This window comes from Aeromonas sp. s3, assembly GCF_040907805.1.
In the GTDB taxonomy this organism is placed as follows: domain Bacteria; phylum Pseudomonadota; class Gammaproteobacteria; order Enterobacterales; family Aeromonadaceae; genus Aeromonas; species Aeromonas dhakensis.
The window spans coordinates 137151-150955 of the sequence record NZ_JBFOCQ010000021.1 but is presented as its reverse complement, the minus strand read 5'-3'; the positions used below and the strand labels follow the sequence as shown (position 1 = coordinate 150955).

Sequence of the window (13805 nt, the reverse complement as noted above, 5' to 3'; positions counted from 1 at the left end):
ATGAGGGTACCCGTTCTCGGGTATGATGAAGCTGGCCCCTCTGCTCCCACTCCGATGAAGGCATGCACATGAGCACTCCCGACCTCAACCTGCTGATCACCCTGGATGCCCTGCTGGACGAAGGTAGCGTGGCGGGCGCCGCCAGACGACTGGGCTTGAGCCCCTCTGCCATGAGCCGGGCCCTGGCAAGATTGCGGGAGACCACCGGCGACCCGCTGCTGGTACGGGCCGGCCGCGGCCTGGTGCCGACCCCTCGAGCCCAGTTGCTGCGCGAGCAGGTCGGCCGGCTGGTGCAGGAAGCAGAGAGCATGCTGAGCCCCCGACAGGAGGTCGACCCGGCGCGGCTGGAGCGCACCTTCACCCTGCGCGCCAGCGAGGGGCTGGTGGAACTGTTCGGCGCCGCCCTGCTGAGCCGGCTCGCCACCGAGGCGCCCGGAGTACGGCTCCACTTTCTGGCCAAGCCGGACAAGGAGAGCGGCCCCTTGCGCAGCGGCGAGCTGGATTTCGAGACCGGGGTCATCAGCGCCACCACGGCGCCCGAGCTGCGTACCCAGGCCCTGTTTCAGGACCACTTCGTCGCCGTAATGCGCCCCGGTCATCCACTGTGCGACGGCCTACTCACCGCCAGCCGCTACGCCGGGGCGCGCCACGTGCTGGTATCCCGCCGCGGCCAACCCCACAGCCCGGTCGATGAGGCGCTGGCCAAGCAGGGGCTCTCGCGCACCGTCGCCACCCTGGTGCCCGGCTTTGCCACCGCGCTGGCGCTGGTGCGCGGCAGCGATCTGGTGGCCACTGTGCCTGAGCGTCACTGCGCCGCCCTGCTGGGGGAGCTGGTTGTTCGTCCCCTGCCCTTCGCGCTGCCAGCGATCCGGGTCGCCCTGCTCTGGCACCCCAGGCTGGATGCCGACCCGGCCCACCGCTGGCTGCGCACCCTCATCCGCGATATCTGCGCCCAGGAGCCTTACCGCCCCCTTCCCTGACGCCCCCCGGTTCTGCTGGCAACCCATGGCTGCCGCCATCCCATGAAGGAATTTTTCACGCTTTTTGACGGTACGGGCATTTCTTTGCAGGGTCAGCCAGGCAGCCCCTGCAGCGGTGGCTCCGCTCCCCACGCCATAACCAATTGCACCACTGGTATACCTATTTATGTATAGCTTTGAATTATCAGGAATTACCCCTGAGGAGATATATAAATAGACACTTGATTTGCATCAATCGCCCGCCCCTGCCGACTGGGTAGCCTAGCCTCAGAATGATGTTTTATTACTCCAAACTAGAGGCAATCATGAGCAAAGTCAGACTGGTCGTTGTGGGCAACGGCATGGTGGGGCACCGCTTCATCGAAGAGCTGATCGAGCGGGCCGACCCGGGCCGCTACGAGATCACCGTCTTCGGTGCAGAACCCCGTCCCGCCTACGATCGCGTCCATCTCTCCTCCTACTTCTCCCACCACACCAGCGAAGATCTCTCCCTCGTCAAACCCGGTTTCTACGACAAGCACGGCATTCGGTTGCTGCTTGGTGAAGCGGTGAAAAAAATCGACAGGGCCAACCGCGAAGTGCACTCCAACAAGGGCACTGTGGTCGGTTACGACAAGCTGGTGCTAGCCACCGGCTCCTACCCCTGGGTGCCGCCCATTCAGGGCAGTCAGCACCACGAATGCTTCGTCTATCGCACCATCGAGGATCTGAAAGCCATCCGCAACGCCGCCAAGAGCGGCAAGAGCGGCGTGGTGATCGGGGGCGGCCTGCTTGGCCTCGAAGCGGCCGGAGCCCTCAAGGCACTGGGTCTCGAGACCCACGTGGTGGAGTTTGCTCCTGTGCTGATGGCCGAGCAGCTCGACGGTCAGGGTGGCCAGCTGCTGCGCCGCAAGATTGAATCCATGGGCGTGCAGGTGCACACCAGCAAGAGCACCAGCGAGATCCTGATGCACGGCGGCCGCGACGCCCAGCACCGCCTCGCCTTCGCCGACGGCAGCCAGCTGGAAGTGGACGTGGTGGTCTTCTCCACCGGCATCCGCCCGCAAGATACCCTCGGCCGCTACGGTGATCTCGCCATCGCCGAGCGCGGCGGCATCGTCATCGACGATCACTGCCTCACCTCAGACCCCGACATCTACGCCATCGGCGAGTGCGCCGCCTGGCAGGGTCGCTTCTTCGGCCTGGTGGCACCGGGCTACAAGATGGCCCAGATCACCGTCGACCACCTGCTCGGTGGCGACAGCCGCTTCGAAGGGGCGGACATGAGCGCCAAGCTCAAGCTGCTCGGCGTCTCCGTCGGCTCTATCGGTGATGCCCATGGCCGCACCCCGGGCAGCCACAGCTATGTGTTCCAGGACGACCAGGCCGGCGTCTACAAGAAGATCGTGGTGAGCGAAGACAACAGCCGTCTGCTCGGCGCCGTGCTGGTGGGTGACGTGGATGACTACGGCAACCTGCTGCAGATGATGCTCAACGCCCTGCCGCTGCCGAGCCACCCGGACACCCTGATCCTGCCCGCCTACGCCGGGGCCAAACCGACCCTGGGGGTGGATGCCCTGCCGGAGAGCGCCCAGATCTGCTCCTGCTTCGACGTCTCCAAGGGCGACATCGCCCAGGCGGTGGCCGAGGGGCACACCACCCTCGCCGCCATCAAGCAGCACACCAAGGCCGGCACCGGCTGCGGCGGCTGCGTGCCGCTCATCAGCCAGGTGCTCAACGCCGAGCTGGTGAAGCAGGGCATCGAGGTCAACAACCACCTCTGCGGCCACTTCCCCTACTCCCGTCAGGAGCTGTTCCACCTGGTCAAGGTGGAAGGGATCAAGAGCTTCGACGAGCTGCTGGCCAAGCACGGTCACGGCCATGGCTGCGAGGTGTGCAAACCGACCGTCGGCTCCATCCTCGCCTCCTGCTGGAACGACTATGTGCTGAGCCCGCTCAACACCCAGCTGCAGGACACCAACGACATCTTCCTCGGCAACATGCAAAAGGACGGCAGCTACTCCGTCATCCCGCGCATGGCCGGCGGTGAAGTGACCCCGGAAGGGCTGCTGGCGGTGGCCGAAGTGGCCCGCGACTACAAGCTCTACACCAAGATCACCGGCGCCCAGCGCATCGGCCTGTTCGGGGCCCAGAAGGATGATCTGCCCGCCATCTGGCGCAAGTTGCTGGCAGCGGGCTTCGAAACCGGTCAGGCCTACGCCAAGGCGCTGCGCATGGCCAAGACCTGCGTCGGCAGCACCTGGTGCCGCTTCGGCGTGCAGGACAGCGTCGGCCTCGGGGTCTTCCTCGAGAACCGCTACAAGGGCATTCGTACCCCGCACAAGATGAAGTTCGGCGTCTCCGGCTGTACCCGCGAATGTGCGGAAGCCCAGGGCAAGGACGTCGGCATCATCGCCACCGACGCGGGCTGGAACCTCTACGTGGGTGGCAACGGCGGCATGAAGCCGCGCCACGCCGATCTGCTGGCATCTGACCTCGACCGCGAGACCCTGATCAAGCTGATCGACCGCTTTATGATGTTTTACGTCACCAGCGCCGACAAACTGCAGCGCACCTCGGTCTGGCTCGGCAACCTGGAAGGGGGCGTCGACTACCTGCGCGAAGTGATCGTCGACGACAAACTCGGGTTAAACGAGACCCTGGAGCGCGATATCCAGACCCTCATCGACAGCTACGAATGCGAATGGTCGCGCACCCTCAACGAAGAGCAGGCGCTGCAGCGCTTCAGCCACTTCATCAACAGCGACAAGCGCGACCCGGACGTCCAGTTCGTCAGCGAACGCGCGCAGCACCGACCGGCCACCCCGGCCGAGCGCATCCCCGTCTACCAGATCGAGGTGGAGACAAAATGATGAAATTAGCCTGCCAACTCAATGACATCCTCCCTGGAACCGGCGTCTGCGCTCTGCTCGAGGGGTATCAGATCGCCCTGTTCCGCCCGAGCGCGGCGGCCGAGGTATTCGCCATCGACAACCGGGATCCCTTCTTCGCCGCCAACGTGCTGTCGCGCGGCATCGTAGGTGAACACGAGGGTGAGCTCTGGGTCGCCAGCCCGCTCAAGAAGCAGCGCTTTCGCCTGAGGGACGGCCACTGTTTCGACAATCCCGCCATGTCGGTGCAAAGCTATCCCGTTGAAGTACGCGACCAGCAGGTCTGGGTCGCCGTCTAAAGCCGATTTCACTCTCTTTCGGGCTGCCTGCGGGCGGCCCTCTTGAAGGAAACAAAGATGTATACCGAAACCATCAACAAGTGCGCCGCCAACGCGGCCCGCATCAACCGCTTCGAGCGCAGCGACAAGCTCGGCTTCTGGCTCAGCTCCGCCATGGCGGGGGCCTATGTGGGCCTTGGCATCATCCTCATCTTCACCCTGGGCAACCTGGTGGATCCCACCATCCGTCCGCTGGTGATGGGGGCCACCTTCGGCATCGCCCTGACCCTGGTCATCATCGCCGGCTCCGAGCTCTACACCGGCCACACCATGTTCCTCACCTTCGGGGTGAAGACCGGCAAGATCGCCATGGTCGACCTGCTGCGCATCCTGCCGCAAACCTGGGCTGGCAACCTGCTCGGCTCCGTGGTCGTGGCACTCATCTACTCCTACGGCGGCAGCCTGCTGCCGGATGCGGGCAGCCTGGCCCACAAGGTGGCGCTGGCCAAGACCCAGGCACCGGCCCTGACCCTGTTCATGAAAGGGATCCTCTGCAACTGGCTGGTCTGCCTCGCCATCTGGATGGCGCTGCGCACCGAAGGTGCCGCCCGCTTCATCGCCATCTGGTGGTGCCTGCTGGCCTTTATCGCCTCCGGCTACGAGCACTCCATCGCCAACATGACCCTGTTCGCCCTCTCCTGGTTCGGCGCCCACTCCGAGACCTACACCCTGGGCGGCATCGGCCACAACCTGTTGTGGGTGACCCTGGGCAACACCGTCTCCGGCGCCCTCTTCATGGGACTCGGCTACTGGTATGCCACCCCCAAGGCTGAGCGCCAGGTTGCCGTGACCGAAACCACCAGCTCCGCCAGCCAGACCCGAACCGCCTGATCAGGAGGCCCCATGGACTACTTGCCCATCTTTTGCCGACTCGACAACAAACCCGTGCTGCTGGTCGGCGGCGGCGAGGTAGCGGAGCGCAAGGCGCGCCTGCTGCTGGATGCCGGTGCCCAGCTCACAGTCGTGGCTCCCGAGCTAGACCCCGAGCTGGCTGAACTGGCTGCCAACGGCAGCATCGAGTGGCTGGCCGGTGAATTCGCACCGGCGCAACTGGCGGGCAAGTGGCTGGTGGTGGCCGCCACCGATCGACGCGAGGTGAACGCCCTGGTCTACCAGAGCGCGAATCAGGCGCGGATCTTTGCCAACGTGGTGGATGACCCCAAGCGCTCCAGCTTCATCATGCCGTCCATCATCGACCGCTCGCCGCTGATGGTGGCCATCTCCTCCGGCGGCAAGGCCCCGGTACTGGCCCGGCTGCTGCGGGAGAAGCTCGAAGCCATGCTGCCCCAGCATCTGGGGGCCGTGGCGGCCTTTGCCGGCAGCCTGCGGGATCGGGTCAAGACGCGCTTCGCCAGCATGGGGGAGCGGCGCCGCTTCTGGGAACGGCTGCTCGGGGCGGATCGGCTCGGGCAAGCGCTGGCTCGGGGGGATAGCGCCTCTGCCCACCAGCTGGCCGACAACCTGTTTGCCGATGAAAGCCAGACCGGTGGCGAGGTGGTGCTAGTCGGTGCCGGCCCCGGGGATCCGGGTCTGCTCACCCTGCACGCCCTGCGCCAGATGCAGCAGGCGGACGTGGTGGTCTATGACCGGCTGGTCTCCGACGAGGTGATGGCGCTGGTGCGCCGCGACGCCAAGCGCATCTTCGTCGGCAAGCAGGCGGGCAACCACTGTGTACCTCAGGAGGGGATCAACCAGCTCTTACTGGAGGAGGCGAAGAAGGGGCAGCGAGTGGTGCGACTGAAGGGGGGCGACCCCTTCATCTTCGGCCGCGGCGGCGAGGAGCTGGAGACACTCGTTGGTACTGGCGTTGGCTTTCAGGTAGTGCCGGGGATCACGGCGGCCAGCGGCTGCGCCGCCTACGCCGGCATTCCGCTGACCCACCGCGATCACGCCCAGAGCGTGCGCTTCATCACCGCCCACGGCAAGGGGGGCGCCCGGGATCTCGACTGGCCGCTGCTGGCAAAAGACAAGCAGACCCTGGTGTTCTACATGGGGCTTTCATCCTGCGCCACCATCCGCGAGCAGCTGCTGGCCCACGGCAAGGGGGGCGACACCCCGGTGGCGCTGATCGAGCGCGGCACCCAGCCGAGCCAGCGGGTCATTCGCGGCACCCTTGACCAGTTGCCCGAGCTGGCCATCGGCGTCGAAAGCCCGGCCCTTATCATGGTGGGATCTGTGGTAACCCTGGCTGACTCCCTCGCCTGGTTCGGGCAAGGGGCTGCCACGGAGAGGGCGCTGGCTTCGGCCTGATATCACCTCATATGCAAACGCCACCCAGGGGTGGCGTTTCTTTTCCTGCATTTACTGTCATAACCTCTTGTTTTGAGTCTGGTATCCTATGGGGTGTGTCAGCCGGACCACAGAATTCAGGAATTCAGTTTCATGTCTCTCCCCGCCAAGAACAACGCCAAGCAGCGTGAACAGGACAGAGCCCGCATCCTCACCCTGCTGCTCGCCGACGACGCCCTCACCGACAGCCTGCTCGACCCGCAAGGGGAGCAGGACGCCGAACTGCGGGACCAGACCAGCGAGCTCACCCGACTGGTCAACAGCCTGCCCGCCGCCGATATCGCCGATGCGCTGGAGTCCCTGCCACCGGACGAGCGCCACGTACTGTGGCAACAGGTGGATGCGGACAAGCACGGCCAGATCCTGGTGGAGGCCTCGGAGACGGTGTGGGACAGCCTCATCAGCGGCATGAGCGACAAGGAGCTGCTGCATGCCCTGAGCACCCTCGACATCGACGATCAGATCTATCTGGGCCAGTACCTGCCCCGCAACCTGATGGGGCGGCTGCTCACCTCCATGGCTCCCATGGACAGGGATCGGGTGCGGGAGGTGATCCGCTACGGCAAGCACACGGTTGGCGCCATGATGGACTTCGACCTGGTGACTGTGCGTCCGGATGTGACCCTGGCCACCGTCCAGCGCTACCTGCGCCTGCGCGGCCAGATCCCCGACAACACCGACAAGTTGTTCGTCATCGACCGGCGCAACCGGCTGCAGGGAGAACTGCCGCTCACGACCGTGTTGCTGCACAGACCCGAGACCCGGGTGAGCGACGTGATGGAGAAGGATCCGGTCACCTTCGATCCGGAAGACAACGATGAGGCCGCCGCCCGTACCTTCGAGCGGGACGACCTGGTCTCCGCCGCCGTGGTGGATGCCAGGGGCAAACTGATGGGCCGCCTCACCGTCGCCGAGGTGGTGGATCTGGTCTATGAGGAGAGCGACACCGACCTGCGCCGGATGGGGGGGATCAGCGAGGAGGAGGACGTGTTTGCGCCCGTCTCCAAGGCGGTCAAGACTCGCTGGGCCTGGCTCGCCATCAACCTCTGCACCGCCTTCGTGGCATCGCGGGTGATCGGCCTGTTCGAGCACACCATCTCCCAGCTGGTGGCGCTGGCGGCGCTGATGCCCATCGTCGCCGGCATCGGCGGCAACACCGGCAACCAGACCATCACCATGATAGTGCGGGCGCTGGCGCTGCAGCACATCCAGACCGGCAACGTCTCCTTCCTGCTGTGGCGCGAACTGGGGGTGGCCCTGATCAACGGCCTGGTGTGGGGCGGCACCATGGGGGTCGCCACCTACATCCTCTATCAGGATGCGGCGCTGGGCGCCGTGATGACGCTGGCCATGATGCTCAACCTGCTGGTGGCGGCGCTGATGGGGGTCATCATCCCCATGACCATGAGCCGGCTGGGGCGCGACCCGGCGGTGGGCGCCAGCGTGATGATCACCGCCATCACCGACACCGGCGGCTTCTTCATCTTCCTGGGGCTGGCCACCCTGTTCCTGCTTTAATCCGCTTGGCAATAAAAAGGGAGCCTTCATGGCTCCCTTGTTCATTCGGTGCGGCCGCTATACCCGGTATTTGGCCACCGCTTGGTTGAGCAGCTTGGCCTGCTCGGTCAGGCCATGACTCGATTTGGCGTTCTCCTCCGCCATCAGACTCGACTCCTGGGCGATGTCCCGGATGTTGTTGACGTTGCGGTTCACCTCGTTGGCCACCAGGCTCTGCTGCTCGATGGCGGCGGCAATCTGGGTGCTCATGTCCATGATGTGGGTGACGTCCTGGGTGATCTGCTCCAGCAGTTCACCCGCCATGCTGGCCTGCTCCGAGCTGCTGTTGCCCTGCTCGCGGCAGGTCGCCATCATGCCCACTATGTTGCCGGTCTGCTTCTGCAGCGAGCTGATGATGCCGGCGATCTCCTGGGTCGACTTCTGGGTGCGGATGGCAAGGCTGCGTACCTCGTCCGCCACCACCGCAAAGCCGCGCCCCTGATCCCCCGCCCGCGCCGCCTCGATGGCCGCGTTGAGGGCCAGCAGGTTGGTCTGCTCGGCGATGCCGCGGATCACGTCCAGCACAGAGCCGATGGTCTCGCTCTCCTGCTGCAGCTGGGCCACTTCGCGGGAGGAGTTTTCCAGGTTGTCGGCCAGGGAGCGGATCTGGCTGACGGTGTTCTCCACCGCACTGCGCCCCTCCATCGCCTTGTTGTTGGTGGTCTGGGCATTGTTGGCTGCCTGCTCGGTGTTGCGGGCGATCTCCTCTATGGTGGAGCCCATTTCGGTGGAGGCGGTCGCCACCATGTCGGTCTCCTGCAGCTGGCGGGCCGCCCCCTCACTGGTGCGGCGCACGTTGCCTGAGAGGTGATCCGCCGCCTCGGTCAGGGTGTGCACGCTCTGCTTCACGTCGCCGATGAGGTGGCGAAAACCTCCCAGCATGACGTCCAGGTTGCTCGCCAGCTGCGCCATCTCGTCCGCCCCCTGCAGCTCTATCTTGAGGCGCAGGTCATTGTCCTGCCGGATGCGGTTGACGGTGTCGTTCACCCGCGAGATGGGGCGATCGATGCTGCGGCCCAGCAGCATGCTCATGATCCCCATCAGCACTATGATGACGCCGCCACAGACCAGCATCAGGGTGTTGAGGCGCGAGGTCTGCCGTACCAGCTCGTCGGCGATGTGCTTGTCGACCGCGGCGAACCCTTGCTCGGTCTGGTGCACCAGATCCCGCATCTGGCTGCGCAGCCCTTCCCCCTCATTCAGCCCCAGCACCTGCATCCCCTGCACCAGGGCGATGAAGTCCTGCTTGTACTGCTCGCTGGCCTGCTCCAGCTTGCCGCGTTCAGCCTCCGGCAAGGTTGCCAGCCGCTGCTGGAAATCCTTGTGCAGGGTCTGGAAGCGCTCCAGATACTGGATGTCGGAGCGCAGCATGAAGTCTTTCTCCGCCCGCCGCAGCTGCAGCATGGTGATGAGCAGTCCCTGCTCATCCAGCTGCTTGAGCCCCTCCTCCACCTCGTGCACCGCCGTCCGCAGGCGACCGTAGAGTCCATCCTCCGGCCCCAGCCCGATCTTCTGCTGCTGGACCACCAGCTCGTTGAAGGCCTTGCCATAGGCCTCCATCTGCTGATCCAGCATGGTCAGCTCGCCCTGCACGGCACTCAGGTTATCCTCCTGGCTCAGGGTCTGGTTGAGCCGGTGAAAGTCAGCCAGCACTTCATTGAAGCGGGCAACGAAGGTCAGATCCTTGCGGATCAGGAAGTCTTTCTCCGCTCGTCGCAGGTTGAGCATGGCGATCTCGAGGCTGTCCACATTGCGCTGGGCCTCGGTCAGATGGCGACTCACCTGGTTGGAGTAGAAAAACAGGCTGCTCAATACCAGCATGGCCACGGCGACCAGCGCGGTATTCAGGATCAATTTATGACGGATGAGCACGATGAACCTCTCACAAACATGGGGTGGCATGCATTGAGCTTATGCAGAAAACGTTATCCCTGTTGTTGTTCAAGGAATATTCATTGAAATGCCAGTCCCACTCCTTATACTGGATCCCACCTGTTTCCAGCGGTGGATTTGACACAATGGAATACAACACTTCAGAACTGTGCGACATCTATCAGGACATGGTGGATGTGCTCGAACCCATGCTCTGCTCCTTCGGCGGCCGCGCCTCCTTCGGCGGCGTCATCACCACAGTCAAATGCTTCGAATCGAACGGCCTGATCCGTGAACTCGTCAAAGAAAATGGCGTTGGTCGGGTACTGCTGATCGATGGCGGCGGCTCCATGCGCCGTGCCCTGATCGACAGCGAGATCGCCACCACGGCGGCCGAGAACGAGTGGGAAGGAATCGTCTGCTACGGCTGCGTGCGCGAGGTCGACATTCTGGAAGATCTGGATATCGGCATTCAGGCGCTGGCGGCCATTCCGGTGGGGGCCGACAGCAAGGATGTAGGCGAGACCGATCTGCCGGTCAACTTCGGCGGCGTCACCTTCCTGCCGGACGACCATCTCTACGCCGATACCACAGGGGTGATCCTCTCCCCCGATGCGCTCGACATCGAGTAAGCAGAGCAGAGTGAAAATGGGAGCCAAGGCTCCCATTTTTTATGCCCGCGTGCTGCCGGACGCGGACAAAAAAAGAGGGCCAGTAAAAACTGGCCCCTTAACTGGAAGCAATGTGAGCAATGTCGTGCCTTCACAAGAAGTCCATCACGTTGGAACGAATGAAGTCTTTCCCGGAAAACAAGGTAACAATAATCATTCTCATTTAACTAAGCAACCCTTATTTGCCATAAATGCAAAAAAATTGACCACCCCGAGGGGTGGTCAATGTCGTCAGGCTTGCCGTGTGACCGTTTGCAGGCCGCTCAAACTGGCCTCGCCCACCAGCTTGCGGCTGAGATAACGCAGTAGCACGCCGTAGAGCGGCACAAACAATCCCAGGCTTATCAGCAGCTTGAACACGTAGTCCACGGTTGCGATCTCGACCCAGTGCTCGGCCATGAAGGGGTCCGTGCTGCGCCAGAAGGCGATGGTGAAGAAGGTGATGGTATCCACCAGATTGCCGAACAGGGTGGAGGCCGCCGGTGCCACCCACCAGGCTTTCAGCAGCCGCAGCCGGTTGAACACCACCACGTCCATGAACTGGCCCACCAGATAGGCCATAAAGCTGGCCAGGGCGATACGAGCCACGAACAGGTTGAACTCTGCCAGATTGCCAGCGCCCTGGAAGCTGCCCTCAAAGAACAGCACCGACAGCGCATAGGAAATGGCCAGCGCCGGCAACATCACGGTTTGGATGATCTTGCGCGCCAGACCGGCACCGAAGATCCGCACCGTCAGATCGGTGGCCAGAAAGATGAACGGGAAACTGAAGGCGCCCCAGGTGGTATGGAAGCCGAAGATGGTGATCGGCAGCTGCACCAGATAGTTGCTGCTGGCAATGATCAGGATGTGGAACAACGAGAGGCGCACCAGCGCCGTCTGGTGCTGAGCAGGGGTCAGATTCATATTGTGACCTTTTTGGTTAATGGGGTTAGGGAACCCATACCGCCACCATTGGCGATAATTGAGGGGCGAGATTATACGCCCCCAAATTGATAGTTCAATCTTTATGCTGTTGGTTGAGGCGCCTGCTCAGCCCTGATGCTGGCGGGCCAGCCAGAGCAACGCCTCGGCATCGGCCGGCTGCTCCGCCGCCAGCCAGCAGCCGCTGTAGTGTTCGTACTCGAGCCGAAAGCGGCTCCCCTCGAACTCCAGCAACCAGCTGTGGCGATCGGCGCCGCACTCCCGCTCGAGCGCCACCAGCTCCCACTCCTGCAACAGGGCATCGGCCAGGGTTGGAAAGCTGTCCCAGTCGAGCGCGGGGTGCACCAGCGTCACCACCCCGGCCTCCCTGTCTATCTGCGTGATCCGCCAGTTCATCGGCTGCTCCTCAACTGCTGCAAGAGAGCTCGCCACCGCAATACCATGCTGGTTGCGGAGTAGCGAGATCCTCGTATTCGGGTTGTTCATCATAGGGGTGCTGCAGGGCCGCAAACAGCCGCTCGAACGGCGCCATGTCTCCTCGCTCGGCAGCCTCGATCACCCGCTGGGCCAGCGCGTTGCGCAGCACATACTTGGGATTGACCGCATCCATCTGCGACTTGCGGACAGCGTCCTCGCTCCCCTCCCGGGCGAGGCGTGCCCGATAGGCCTCAAGCCACCCTTGCCAGGCGGCAGGGTCAGGCAGCAGAGCCAGCAGGCTGGCGGGCCAGTCGCCCTGAGCGGTCAGCGCCCCCAGCCGACGCAGGAACAGGTGGTAATCCACCTTATGCGCCGCCAGCAGCCTGAACAGCTCGCGAAACAGCGCCGGATCCTCCTCTTCCCACACCGCCAGCCCCAGCTTGGCCCGCATCAGCTCGGAATAGTGCAGCATCAACTGGTGTTCGTACTGAGCCAGGGCCGACGCCAGCGCGTCGCCATCGACGTGACCGGCCAGCGCTTGGGCCAACTTCTGCAGGTTCCAGTAGCCGACCGCCGGCTGCTGATCCAGCGCATAGCGACCGCCCGGATCCGAGTGGTTGCAGACAAAGTCCGGCACATAGGCATCGATGAAGCCGTAGGGGCCGTAATCCAGAGTCAGCCCGAGCAGCGACATGTTGTCGGTGTTCATCACCCCGTGGCAGAAGCCTGCCGCCTGCCACTTGGCGATGAGCCGCGCGGTGCGGCGCACCACTTCGGCAAACAGCTCGGCCCCGTTCGCAAGCTCCTGGAAATGATGACGCAGCGCATAGTCGATAAGGGCCGGGATCTTCTCCCCCTGCCCGCTCCAGGCGAAATACTCGACATGGCCGAAGCGCAGATGGCTCGGGGCGGTGCGCAGCACGGTCGCGCCCGTCTCCACCTGTTCGCGGTAAACCGGCTCCTGACTGCCCACCAGCACCAGTGCCCTAGTGGTGGGGATGCCGAGGGCATGCAGCGCCTCAGAGGCCAGGTACTCGCGGATGCTGGAACGCAGCACGGCACGGCCATCGCCGAAGCGGGAGAAGGGGGTCTTGCCCGCCCCTTTCAGGTGCAGGTCCCAGCGGCTGCCATCCGGCGCCAGCTGCTCCCCCAGCAACAGGGCGCGGCCATCACCGAGACGCGGGCTGTAGCCGCCGAACTGATGGCCCGCATAGACCTGGGCCACCGGCTGCATGCCGGGCAAGGGCTGGCCATGACCACAGCAGGCCAGCCAGTCGGCATCGCTCACCGCCCCCAGCCCCAGCTCGCCGAGCAGCGCACGGTTGAGGTGCAGCAGGCCGGGGGCATGCAATGGCTGGGGGGCGACGGGCTCACAGGCCCAGGGCAGTTCGGTGGCAAAAGTGTTGATCAGCTTCATGGTGGTGCGGTTCGTCCCTGCGTATGCTCGTGTCACTCTTTATACCGCCGTCGGCCAGCAGTGGCTAACGGGCGATGCGCTATTTCATTTCAAGGAGAAGAAGATGCAAAGATGGTTGGGCGCCCTGCCCCTGTTGCTGTTGTTGTGGGGGCCGGCCCAGGCGGCCGATGTCGAGGCTGGCAAGGCCAAGGCCGCCGTATGCGCCGCCTGTCATGGGGCCGAAGGCAGGGCCCTTGTCCCCAACTATCCCCATCTGGCGGGACAAAACGCCGCCTATCTGGTGAAACAGCTGAAGGCCTTCAAGGATGGCAGCCGCAAGGAACCTTTGATGGTGCCCTTCATGGCGCCGCTCACCGATGCGGACATAGAGGACCTGGCAGCCTATTACGCCAGCCTGAAATAATTCACGGCGTCCGGCCAACGGGCGCCATTCCCCTGATGTGCCGCCCAGGCCTGAGTCTGCCGGATCG

12 protein-coding genes are annotated in these 13805 nt (G+C 63.9%); 8 read left to right on the top strand and 4 right to left on the bottom strand.

Annotation, left to right across the window (positions count from 1 at the left end):
* The first annotated feature begins 68 nt into the window (after window positions 1-68).
* The 6 genes from AB5Y98_RS11375 to mgtE all read left to right on the top strand — a co-directional run bounded on the left by AB5Y98_RS11375 (window position 69) and on the right by mgtE (window position 7995).
* Window positions 69-980, top strand: a complete 912-nt coding sequence (locus tag AB5Y98_RS11375) for a LysR family transcriptional regulator (RefSeq protein WP_026141329.1) — start codon at window positions 69-71, stop codon at window positions 978-980.
* A 305-nt stretch (window positions 981-1285) separates the two neighbouring features.
* On the top strand, window positions 1286-3832 hold the full coding sequence (nirB, locus tag AB5Y98_RS11370; protein ID WP_368231930.1) for a nitrite reductase large subunit NirB: 2547 nt from the start codon (window positions 1286-1288) through the stop codon (window positions 3830-3832).
* Window positions 3832-4149, top strand: coding sequence for a nitrite reductase small subunit NirD (gene nirD / locus AB5Y98_RS11365; protein WP_368231953.1), 318 nt, complete (start codon window positions 3832-3834; stop codon window positions 4147-4149). The genes nirB and nirD overlap by 1 nt, the downstream gene beginning before the upstream one ends.
* Before the next feature lie 57 nt (window positions 4150-4206).
* A complete protein-coding gene (nirC, locus tag AB5Y98_RS11360; protein ID WP_368231929.1) occupies window positions 4207-5019 on the top strand; it encodes a nitrite transporter NirC in 813 nt (270 codons plus the stop codon).
* A gap of 12 nt (window positions 5020-5031) precedes the next feature.
* Window positions 5032-6438: a siroheme synthase CysG gene (cysG, locus tag AB5Y98_RS11355; RefSeq protein ID WP_368231928.1), complete on the top strand. Its 1407-nt coding sequence runs from the start codon at window positions 5032-5034 to the stop codon at window positions 6436-6438.
* Window positions 6439-6570: 132 nt separating this feature from the next.
* Window positions 6571-7995, top strand: coding sequence for a magnesium transporter (mgtE, locus tag AB5Y98_RS11350; protein WP_010635780.1), 1425 nt, complete (start codon window positions 6571-6573; stop codon window positions 7993-7995).
* 57 nt (window positions 7996-8052) lie between these two features.
* On the opposite strand, the gene AB5Y98_RS11345 is transcribed toward mgtE, so the two are convergent.
* Complete coding sequence (locus AB5Y98_RS11345; protein WP_054543692.1) at window positions 8053-9906, bottom strand: methyl-accepting chemotaxis protein; 1854 nt, start codon at window positions 9904-9906, stop codon at window positions 8053-8055.
* 146 nt (window positions 9907-10052) lie between these two features.
* Here AB5Y98_RS11345 and rraA point away from each other — a divergent pair, with 146 nt between their 5' ends.
* Entirely contained in the window at window positions 10053-10538 is a 486-nt protein-coding gene (gene rraA, locus AB5Y98_RS11340) for a ribonuclease E activity regulator RraA (RefSeq protein ID WP_005306574.1), read from the top strand.
* Window positions 10539-10808: 270 nt separating this feature from the next.
* Here rraA and AB5Y98_RS11335 read toward each other — a convergent pair whose 3' ends face one another.
* The 3 genes from AB5Y98_RS11335 to AB5Y98_RS11325 form a co-directional block, all read right to left on the bottom strand.
* Window positions 10809-11483 (bottom strand): 7-cyano-7-deazaguanine/7-aminomethyl-7-deazaguanine transporter, encoded by a 675-nt coding sequence (locus AB5Y98_RS11335; RefSeq protein WP_267996242.1) that lies wholly within the window; start codon window positions 11481-11483, stop codon window positions 10809-10811.
* Between the two features lie 126 nt (window positions 11484-11609).
* Entirely contained in the window at window positions 11610-11897 is a 288-nt protein-coding gene (locus AB5Y98_RS11330) for a DUF3630 family protein (RefSeq protein WP_368231927.1), read from the bottom strand.
* Between the two features lie 10 nt (window positions 11898-11907).
* The gene (locus tag AB5Y98_RS11325) at window positions 11908-13335 is read right to left on the bottom strand and encodes a YdiU family protein (protein ID WP_368231926.1); all 1428 of its coding nucleotides are present in this window, start codon (window positions 13333-13335) and stop codon (window positions 11908-11910) included.
* Window positions 13336-13438: 103 nt separating this feature from the next.
* On the opposite strand from AB5Y98_RS11325, the gene AB5Y98_RS11320 reads away from it, so the two are divergent.
* On the top strand, window positions 13439-13738 hold the full coding sequence (locus AB5Y98_RS11320) for a cytochrome c (protein WP_368231925.1): 300 nt from the start codon (window positions 13439-13441) through the stop codon (window positions 13736-13738).
* Window positions 13739-13805: the final 67 nt, after the last annotated feature.